General features: G+C 70.2%; 5 protein-coding genes. 1 reads left to right on the forward strand and 4 read right to left on the reverse strand.

The features are described 5' to 3' along the window. The first annotated feature begins 117 nt into the window (after nucleotides 1–117). Nucleotides 118–2937 carry a helix-turn-helix transcriptional regulator gene (locus tag BKA18_RS34755; RefSeq protein ID WP_366044889.1) on the forward strand — a complete coding sequence of 940 codons (2820 nt, stop codon included), beginning with the start codon at nucleotides 118–120 and terminating at the stop codon, nucleotides 2935–2937. A gap of 68 nt (nucleotides 2938–3005) precedes the next feature. Here BKA18_RS34755 and BKA18_RS34760 read toward each other — a convergent pair whose 3' ends face one another. From BKA18_RS34760 to aroA, 4 genes are read right to left on the reverse strand one after another with little or no spacing between them, the layout of a single operon-like run. Then, nucleotides 3006–5084, reverse strand: coding sequence for an oxidoreductase (locus BKA18_RS34760; protein WP_366044890.1), 2079 nt, complete (start codon nucleotides 5082–5084; stop codon nucleotides 3006–3008). 19 nt (nucleotides 5085–5103) lie between these two features. Continuing rightward, nucleotides 5104–5946: a 1-cyclohexenylcarbonyl-CoA reductase gene (gene chcA / locus BKA18_RS34765; RefSeq protein WP_366044891.1), complete on the reverse strand. Its 843-nt coding sequence runs from the start codon at nucleotides 5944–5946 to the stop codon at nucleotides 5104–5106. Further along, nucleotides 5943–7109, reverse strand: a complete 1167-nt coding sequence (locus BKA18_RS34770) for an acyl-CoA dehydrogenase family protein (protein ID WP_366045102.1) — start codon at nucleotides 7107–7109, stop codon at nucleotides 5943–5945. The genes chcA and BKA18_RS34770 overlap by 4 nt, the downstream gene beginning before the upstream one ends. Before the next feature lie 23 nt (nucleotides 7110–7132). Then, nucleotides 7133–10144, reverse strand: coding sequence for a 3-phosphoshikimate 1-carboxyvinyltransferase (aroA, locus tag BKA18_RS34775; RefSeq protein WP_366044892.1), 3012 nt, complete (start codon nucleotides 10142–10144; stop codon nucleotides 7133–7135). Nucleotides 10145–10221: the final 77 nt, after the last annotated feature.

Consider the following 10221-nt stretch of genomic DNA (forward strand, 5'->3'; position numbering starts at 1 on the left):
TTGATACGGTCCGTCGTCAATGTCGGATGTTCATTCCTCGATGCGCATACATCATCACGCGCATCCAAGCCAATAGTGCGCTGCTGACTTGCAGTTGTGTCTTGCGAGAGGACCCCCGTGAGCGACATCCTTGAATTAGTCCTGTCGAACCATGCGGCCCCGGAGTTCAAGAACTGGCACAAAAATGGGGGACTCCTCTTCCTTCGTGGGCCGAAGTGCGTAGGGAAGACCACCACGCTCAACCGGATCTGCGCATCGGAAGCAGACTCCGGAGCGCTGAGCCTGTGGGCGACGGGCTGGCTGAACGAGTACGGTTCCCCGTTCGGGGTCCTGCAGCAGATCCTGGACCAGTTGGACGCGGCCGAGGAGGGCGGGGACCAGCCGAACGGCGCCGGCCCCTCGTCGTCCGTCGCGGATGGTCCACGGACCCCGTCCGACCTGACCTTTGAGTGGGTGTACGCCCGACTGTTGAAGATCGCGGCGAGACGTCCCCTGCTCATAGTCGTCGACGACATCAACTACGTCGACGGCCCCTCGCAGTTGTTCCTGCGCTTCGTGGCGCGACGGCTGAAGGGGACGCCCATCCGGCTGGCCATGGCCGAGCGAACAGGATGCGCCCTCTCGTTCTGCGACGACCTGCGCACGGACATCCTGCGACTGCCGTACACCAGCCTGGTCCGGATGCGGCTCCTGGGACGCAAGCAGATCGCCCGGTCCCTCACCGAGCACCTCCCGCAATTCCGCGGGTCCTTCCCGTGCTCGGCAGTGAACCGCGTGGCCGATGACCTCCATGACCTGACCGGCGGCAACCTGCTCCTCGTCGACGCTCTGCTGCGGACGTGGCTCACGTCGGCCGATCCGATGCCGAAGGAACTGACCGTCGACACGGCCTTCCACGACTGCGTCCGGGGCATGATCAGCGACACGGACATGCCCGGCATGCTCAGCGGCGCCCACGCGGTGGCCGTCCTCGGCGACTTCGCCTCCCTGCCACGGTTGGCCCGACTGCTCGGGATCGGCATCACCAGGGCCAGCAGGATCTTCGGCGCGCTCAACGACCTCGGCATGCTGGCCGGCGACTGCCTGCGGCCCGACATGCGCCGGGCGCTGCTCCAGGACGAGAGCTTCACCGCGCGCGGAGAGCTGCATCTGCGGGCAGCACATGTGCTTTTCGAGGACAGCGCGCCCCTGACACAGGTCGTGGAGCATCTCACCGCGGTGGGGATGATCGGCGCGCCATGGGATCTGCCACTCGTCCTGGGCCTGGTCACCCAGGCCCTGAAGAGTGGCAGTACGGACGTGGCCGGCAGGCTGCTCAAGCTGGCCAAGGGCTCCGCCGTCGGCCCCGAAGAGCGCTCCGCCGTGGAGATGATGCTGCTGCGCACCACCTGGCTGACCGACCCCGGGCTGGTGGCCTCCCTGCTGCCGACGCTGGGCCGCGCTGCCTTCCGCGGTGTCCTGAACGCCACGGACCTGGCGTTCCTGGTGCGAGCGGCACTGTGGCACGGTCTGACGGAGCTGGCCGCAGAGCTGATGCCCCTGATGCGTGAGAAGGCTCCGCGGTCCCCCTATCCGGCCGAGGTCGGTCTCGCGGAAGCGCTCTACAGCCTGTGGAGCGGCATGCCGATGGACTGGGCGACGCTGGAATTGTCCTCGTCGAGTGAGGCCGACGAGCGTTATGGGCCGGGTGCCGACGTGCATTCTCTGCTCACCGGTCTGCGCAAGATCCATGCCCCGGCCAATGAGGGAGACCGGGCCCAGGCGATCTTCTGGGCCGAGCAGATACTCCAGGGCATCCGGGTCCAGTCCTCGGCGGTGGAAACCCTGTTGTTCGCCTACACCGTGCTGGAGAGCCTGGGCTCACTGCGCGCCGCGCGGCCGTGGTTCACCCAGCTGTCGGAGGCGCTCGAAGCGCATCCGTCGCCGCTGTGGGAGGCCCTGGTGTCGGTCGTGCAGGCGAAGATCTCGTTGGAGCTCGGTGACCTCGGCTCCGCGTACCGGTGGATCCAGAAAGCGCTCGCGCGCAAGCCCTGGCACGAATGGGGTGCGCCGATCGCCAGTATCGCCGCGCTGCTGGTCCAGACCCTGACGGAGATGGGCAGGACGCAGGAGGCCGCGGAGGTACTCGACCGGCCCATTCCCCCGGCGGCGTACCAGGGATGTGGCGGTCTGAAGTACGTCTACGCTCGCGGCAGGTATCACCTGGCGACCGATCGGCTGCACGCGGCGCTGGCCGACTTCGAGTCGTGCAGGGACATGAGTGCCTCCCTGTGGATCGAGACGCCCGCGCGCGCCAGCCAGACCCATCTGATGGTGCCCTGGCGCTGCGGGATGGCGGAGGCGTATCTGGCCCTCGGGGACGTGGCGGGTGCCCGGGACGCTCTTCGGCAACAGCTGCAACAGCTGCCCAAGGAGGAGACGTCCGTCCACGGGACCACGCTGCGCCTCCTCGCCAAGACCACCGAGGACGACGCCCGGCGGCTCTCCCTGCTGAAGAACTCCGCGGACACACTGGAACGCGATGGCAGCAGGCTGCAGCTCGCCTACACGCTGACCGAACTCGCCGCCGCCTACCGGGAGACCTCGCGACTGAACCTCGCCCGGACCACGTCGAAGCGGGCCCGGCGCATGGCCGAGCAGTGCGAGGCGGGCCGATTGCTCGCGCTTGTCACCGCGGACGCCCATGGGCCCGGACGGGACATGCAGCCGGTCTGCCACCACCCGGAGCTCGCCGAACTGAGTTCCGCCGAACGGCGCGTGGCGGTCCTGGCGATCCTGGGACACACGAATCGGGAGATCTCCGGGAAACTGTTCATCACCGCCAGCACGGTGGAGCAGCACCTGACGCGCATCTACCGCAAGCTCCGCGTGCAGCATCGCGAGGACCTGCTGGACAAGTTCTCCACCGGGTTCATGGCCCTCGAACAGAGCGGCTGAGTCCGACCCGTCCGGGAGTGTGGGGGAGCGGAGTCCGCTCCGTTCGCGTGCCCCACTCCCGCACGTTCTCACCCCACGGCGACGCGGGATATCCGGTGCGCCGCGCGCAGGCCTTCCGCTGTGGCCCGTACGGCGTTGAGCCCGTCCGTTCCCGCGGCGCCGCCCGCGGTGACGACGGGGACACCCGCCTCGCGCAGCAGCGGGGCCAGCTCGTCCACCGGGACCTGGCCAACGGCGAGCACGACATGGTCGGCGTCCAGGGAGCGCTCTGTGCCTTCCGCGTCGGTGAGGAGGACGCCGGTGGGTGTGATCTCCCGGTAGGTCACGCCGGTGAGCATCCGTACACCGGCGGCCCTCAGATTCCGCATGACGACCCAGCGGGTGCTGGGGCCGATGCCCGCCCCGATCCGCCGGCCACGCCGCAGCAGCGTCACCTCGCGCGGCGCGTCACGGACGGCGGGTTCCCTCCCGGAGTGCGGAGTGCTCCCGGCCACGGCGTGTCGGGCCAGGAACTCCTCCGGCGTCACCTCGGCATCCGGGTCGGTGGTCAGGGTGTGCGCCAGATCGATGGCGATGCCGCCCCCGCCGATGATGACGATCCGGCCGCCGAGCGCTTCGGGATCGGCGAACGCCTGCGCGTAGTTGCGGACATGGGGCAGCTCCGCGCCGGAGAGGGACAACCCGGCGGGGAGCACACCGGTGGCCAGCACCACACCGTCGAACGACCGCAGCTCCGGGACGTCCGCACCGCCGATGCGACGGCCCAGGTGCAACGGCACACCGGCATCCCGCAGTTCCCGTACGTGGTGGTGGATGGTCCCGGCGAATTCCGCCTTTCCCGGCACCTGGGAGGCCAGCCGGAACTGACCGCCGGCGTGGGCCGCGGCTTCGTACACCTCGACACGGTGGCCGAGGCCGGCCAGCGTGCGGGCGGCCTCCAGTCCGGCGATGCCCGCGCCGATCACGGCGTAGCGGCCGAACGGCCCACTGCGGTGGCGGGCCGGCTGCGGCGGGGGGAACTGCCTTTCGTGTCCGGCTCTGGGGTTGACGAGGCAGGAGACCCTTTCGGTGCCGAAGGAGCGGTCGATGCACGCCTCGTTGCAGGCGATGCAGGCATTTACCCGGTCGGGGTGGCCGGCGGCCGACTTGGCGACGAGCTGAGGGTCGGCCAGGAACGGCCGCGCCATGGCCACGAAGTCCACCTCACCACCGGACAGGGCTTCGTCGGCCTGCGCGAGGTGCGGGAAGCGGTTGGCGGCGATCACCGCGACATCCGTGTGGCCGGCGGCCAGCAGCGTGCGTTTGAGTGCCTTGGCGCAGGCCGCCCAGGTACCGGCGGGGACCTCGGACTGCACGGTGGGCACCGGTGACTCGTGCCAGCCCACGCCGACGGAGAGCGCGTCGGCCCCGGCCCCGGCGAGCGCCACCGTGAGCGCGGTCACCTCGCCCGGCGGAGTGCCCCCGGCCATCAGGTCGTTCCCGGAGATGCGGAAGAGCACCGGGAAGCCCCGGCCCACGGCCGCGCGGACCGCGTGCAGCACCTCCAGCGGAAACCGGCGCCGCCGTTCGGCGTCACCGCCCCACGCGTCGTCGCGCAGGTTGGTCAGCGGTGCCGTGAACTGGTTGATCAGATAGCCCTCGGAGCCCATCACCTCCACGGCATCGAATCCGAGGGCGCGTGCGGCGCGCGCTCCCTCGGCGAAGTCGTCGATCGTGGTGGTGATGTCCCGGGGGGACATCACCCGGGGGGTGCAGCGGGCGAAGGCGCTGTGCACCGGCGACGGGGCGACGGGATGCCCGGCTCCCTCGCGGGCGCCGGGCCGAGCGTACCGCCCGGCGTGAAAGAGCTGCAGAGCGATCCGTCCACCGTGCTCGTGCACCGCACGCACCGCCGCCGAGAGGGCCGCCCTGTCCCGGGAGTCGCCGATCACCCCGTACCCCGGGCCGCCCGCGCCCACGGCGTTGACCGCCACGCCTCCGGTGACGATGAGCGCCGCGCCCGCGGCCGCGCGCTCGGCGTAGAACGCGGCCAGGGCCGCGCCGTCATCGTCCCCGGTCTCCAGATTGAGGTGCATGGCGCCCATGACGATGCGATGCGGAAGCCTCATGGTGCCGATGGCGCCGGCCCGGAAGACATGGTCGTACACGTCGCACGCCCCTCGTCTCTCAGGATTCCCGTGTCGGGCGGGGCGGCAGACGCAGTGCCTCGCCGGCGTCCGCGAAGAACGGCGGGGCGACGACGCTCAGGCCCCCGTCGACGACCAGGGTCTGGCCCGTGAGGTAGCCGGCCCCCTCACCCAGCAGGAAGGCGACGGTGTCGGCCATCTCCTGCACCGTGCCGGGCCGCCCGGCGGGGATGCGGTCCAGGACGCCGCGCATGTCGGGCATGCCCTCGATGCCGTAGAAGTAGGCGAGCGAGTCGGAATCGATCAGGCCGCCGTTCACCGCGTTGACGTTGATGCCGTACGGCGCGAACTCGACCGCCATGTACCGCACCCACGCCTCGATCGCCGCCTTCATCCCGCCGAGCGCGGCGTACGTCGGGTAGGCGCGGACCGATCCGTACGACGACAGCGCGACGATCCGGCCGCCGTCGTCCATGAGCTTGACCGCCTGCTGGGCGCCGAGCACGAAGGGGCGCAGGTTCATGGCGTAGGAGCGGTCCAAGTGGTGCTCGCCCAGGTCGAGGATGTTCTTGAAGGCGCTGGCGGCGGCGTTGGAGACGAAGTGGTCCAGGCGTCCGTAGCGCTGTCCGACCTCGTCGAACAGTGCCGTGACGCCTTCCGTCGTCTCGACGTCGGCCTGCACGGCGATGCCCCGGCCGCCGGCCTCCTCGATGTCGGCGACGGTCTTCTCGGCCAGTTCGGCGTTCTTCTTGTAGTTGACGACCACGGTGCCGCCCTGGCGGGCCAGAGTGAGGGCGAGGGCGCGTCCGATGCCGCGTGAGGCGCCCGTGATGAGGGAGATCTTGCTGCCGCCGGCCGCGTCGTCGTGTCGGATGTCGTTCATCGCGCGCCTCCCGCGGTGACGGTCCGGGCCTGCCGCAGCAGTTCGCGGAAGACCACGGCTTTCTGCACCTCGTTGGGGCCCTCCTCGAAGCGCTGGGCGCGGGCGTCGCGGTAGACGCGCTCGATCTTCTGGGACTTCCAGTAGCCGAGCCCGCCGTGGACCTGCAGCGCCTTGTCGGTGACGGTGGTCAGCATCGTCACCGCGTGCATCTTGGCCATCGAGGACTGCATGGACGCGTCGTCGGCGCCCTCCTCGAAGCGGCGTGCGGCGTGCAGCACGAGCTGTCGGGCCGCCTCGATGTCCGCCGCGTTCTCGGCGAGCATGAACTGAATGGCCTGACGCTCCGTCAGCGACTTGCCGAAGGTCACCCGGGAGCGGGCGTAGTCGACGGCGAGCTGCTGGGCGCGCTGGGCGAGGCCGACGCAGCTCATCGCGACGGAGATCCGCGACGGGGTGAGGAACCCCCCGAGGAACACCTCCAGCCCCTGGCCCTCCTCGCCGAGCCGGTGGTCCACGGGCACGGGGGTGCGGTCGAAGACGATCGAGGCGTGGTCGGTGCCGGTGACGCCCATCGTGCGGGAGGTGTCCTCGGCGCTCACTCCGGGCGCGTTGCGCGGCACCAGCAGGGCGACGGTGCCCTCGTGGCCCGCGGAGCCCGCGACGCGCGCCGCCAGGAGGTAGTAGTCACAGCGCATCCCGAACGTGATCAGGTGCTTGCGGCCCGAAAGGTAGTAGGTGTCGCCCTCGCGGACCACCGAGGTCGTGATGTCCGCCCCGGTGCCGTTGCCCGGCTCGGTCAGCGCGAACGCGATCTTGATCTCGCCCAGGACGGACGGCGCCACGAACCGCTTGCGCTGTTCGTCGCAGGCGTGACCGTCCATCGACCGCCAGATGCCGTTGACGACGTGCACGATCATGCGCAGGGAACCGTGGGAGCGGGAGAAGATCTCCATCAGCTCCATCCACTGGGTGAACCCGAGGCCCTGGCCGCCGTACTCCACCGGGGCGGCGAGCCGCAGGAACCCGAGCTCGTTGAGCTCGCTCCACACCGCCTCGGGCACCTCGCCGGTCTCCTCGATGCGTTCGGCCCAGCGCTCGCCCGGGCCCTCCACCCACCGCTCGACCATGTCACGGACTTGTCCGAACTGCTGCTCGTCCATCATCTTTCGCACTCCGTCTTCTCCTGTCACTGCATGTGGGGGCGCAGGTGGCGCGCCCTGGCTCGCAGTTCGAACTTCTGGACCTTGCCGATCGGGTTGCGCGGGAGATCCGGGACGAGCTGGAGCCGTTCCGGCCAGTACTGCTTGGCTGCCTGGTGCCCGTCCAGGTAGCGGCACATCTCCTCGAAGCCGAGCAGCGCGCCGTCCTTGAGCACCACGAACGCGCAGGCGCGCTCGCCGAGACGCTCGTCGGGCATGGCCACGATGGCCACGTCGTCGACGGCGGGGTGGCGGAACAGCAGCTGCTCCATCTCGCCGACAGGGATCTTCTCGCCGCCGCGGTTGATCACGTCCTTGACCCGGCCGGTGATACGGACGTAGCCCGACTCGTCGAGCACCGCGAGGTCGCCGGTGCGGAACCAGCCGTCCGGGGTGAAGGCCTCCGCGGTCAGGTCGGGGCGGTCGAGATAGCCCTCGAAGGTCGTCCGCGAGAGGATCTCGAAGTTGCCCTCGGCGCCCGGCGCCAGCACCGCGCCCCGATCGTCGGTGACCCGCAGCCGTACGCCGTCCAGGACGCGCCCGTCGGTGCCCCAGCGCCGCTCCGGTGTGTCGGTCGGCCTCGACAGCGCGCCGAGGCAGGTTTCGGTGGTGCCGAACGCGCCGCACACCATCGTGCCCAACACCTCGCTCGCGTGCTCGGCCAGCGAGCGGGGCACGGTGGCGCCGGTGGCCACGAAGATCCGCAGATGCCGGGGCGCCTCGCCGATCTCCTCGACCGCCTTCACCAGATCGGCCAGGAACGGCGTGGCGGCCTGGACGAACGTCGCCCGGTGCGTGTTCAGCGAGACCAGGGCGCGCCGCGCGTCCCAGTCGGACTGCAGGATCTGGGGCACACCCAGCACGGTCGCCAGCGTCATCCCGTACAGGAACCCGGTCTGGTGGGCGAGCGGAGAGGGCACCCAGACGGCGTCCTCGGGACCGAGGCCGAGATGCCGGATCTCCATCGACACGGCCCGGACCAGGTTCGAGGACGACTGCATGACCCCCTTGGGCTCGCCGGTGGTGCCCGAGGTGAACAGCAGCTGCGCCGTCGCCCCGGGCGTCGGACGGATCGCGTCGAGGGCCGCCCGGTCGACCGTCGTCGTCCGCAGGGCGCTCTCCCAGTCGTGCAGGCGGACGCCGCCCGGGGGCGGCTGTGGCGGTCGGCTGCCGCCGCCCGACCGGGCCAGCACCACGACATGCTCCAGGTGCGCCGTGTCCGGGCCACCGGTGGCGGCGAGGGCGAGTGCCTCCTGCGCGGGGTGCCGGGACCGGTACTCGTCCATGACGACCAGGACGCGGGCGAGCGAGCGGCGCAGGACGAAGCCGAGTTCGCGTTCCCGGAAGAACGGGATGACCGGGCAGCAGACGGCGCCGATCCGCAGCGCCGCCAGCGACAGCACCACGAACTCCAGGCGGTTGGGCAGCTGGTACGCCACGTTCTCGCCCGGCCGCACACCGAGTTCGAGCAGCAGCGCGGCGGCCTTGTCCACCCGGCCGGCCAGGTCGCTCCAGGTGACGACGGAGTCGCCGTCCGGGCGCACGTCCACGAGGGCGGTGTCACCGGGGCGGGACGCGGCGTGCCGGGCCAGCCACTCCGGCAGGGTGACCTCGCAGGCGTGGTCCGGATCCGCGACAGACCGCACGGGTTCCCGGACGGGCTGGCGGGCACGGCTCCTGGCGGAGCGTGCGGGGCCCTTCTCCACGGAGGTCGGCACGCCGACGCTGTTCATCATGTCGAGGAAGCCCGGATACGAGATGCGGTAGGCGTGCGGGTACGACAGCGTGGAGTGGCCCCGGGCGCGGGAGGAGGCGACGGCCAGCGACATCAGCACCCGGTGGTCGTTGTACGAGGACAGCTCCGCGCCGACCAGAGAGTCCACCCCGGTCACCCGCAGGGTGTCGTCGGACAACTCCAGCTCGGCGCCCATGGAGTTGAGCTGGACCATCACGCCGGCCCGGTCGGACTCCTTCAGCCGCGTGTGCGCGACGTTGCGGAACACCGACTCGCCGTGCGCGAAGGTGGCGAGGGTGGAAAGGACGGGAAGCATGTCCGGCATGTCGCGGCAGTCGACGTCGACGGCCTTCAGCAGGGGGGCGTCCTGCTGGATCCGGACACCGCCGGCCACCGGGTCCAGTTCCATGGGGACGCCCATCGAGCGTGCGATGTCGAGGAAGTGGAACTCGGGGTGGTCGGCCGGGCCCCCGGTCAGGCTCGGCATACCGCGCAGGAGTACGTCGGAGGGGTGGAGCGCGGCGGTGGCGATGCCGAAGGCCGCGGAACCGATGTCGGGGGGCAACGTCAGCTCGGTGGGCCGCACGCTCTGATGCGGCGCCACGTCAAAGCGCCGCCAGTCGGGCGCCACGGTCACTTCCAGGCCGAACTGCCGCATCATCGCGACGGTCAGCTCCAGATAGGTGCGTTCGTTGAGGGTGTCCGACACGGTGATGGTGGTGGGGCCGGTGGCGAACGGCGCGAGCAGCAGCAGTCCGGATATCCACTGGGACAAGGTGCCCGGAATGGTCACCTCGCCGCCCGTGGGTCGATGGCTGCGGACCTGGACGGGCGGGCAGTCATTCGCCGACTCCAGGCGTACACCCATCTGTTCCAGCGCGCGCAGCAGCGGGCCCACGGGGCGGTTACGGAAGTATTTCTGCCCGGTGATCGTGACCGCGCGGTTCGACAGGGACGCGAGCCCGGTCATGAAATAGAGGGTGGTGCCGGAGCTGCCGGCCGAGACGGTGTCCTGGACCGGCCGGTAGTGGCCGCCGAGCCCCCGCACCACGAAGGTGTCGCCCTCGCGGACGATCTGTACGCCGAGGCGGCGCAGCAGCCGCACGGTGTACTCGACGTGCCGGGCGTCGGACAGGCCGTGGATCCGGCTCTCCCCGTCCGCGAGCGAGGCGAGGATCAGCGCACGGTGTGCATGATATTTGGAGTTCGGTACGAGGATTTCGCTGGAAATCCGGTGCTGAATTCCCTTGACGAGAAGATGCATGGGATCTGTTCACTCCTAGACATTTCGCAAATCCTCTTGATGAATGTTCTCCAGTATCGGATCGATTCACTATCCCC

Origin of the sequence: Streptomyces auratus, from assembly GCF_050433025.1 — a bacterium.
In the GTDB taxonomy this organism is placed as follows: domain Bacteria; phylum Actinomycetota; class Actinomycetes; order Streptomycetales; family Streptomycetaceae; genus Streptomyces; species Streptomyces sioyaensis.

Coding starts and splice junctions, on each gene's coding strand:
- BKA18_RS34770 (WP_366045102.1), bottom strand. CDS start 7,109: ATGATGGACGAGCAGCAGTTCGGACAAGTCCGTGACATGGTCGAGCGG.
- aroA (WP_366044892.1), bottom strand. CDS start 10,144: ATGCATCTTCTCGTCAAGGGAATTCAGCACCGGATTTCCAGCGAAATC.
- chcA (WP_366044891.1), bottom strand. CDS start 5,946: ATGAACGACATCCGACACGACGACGCGGCCGGCGGCAGCAAGATCTCC.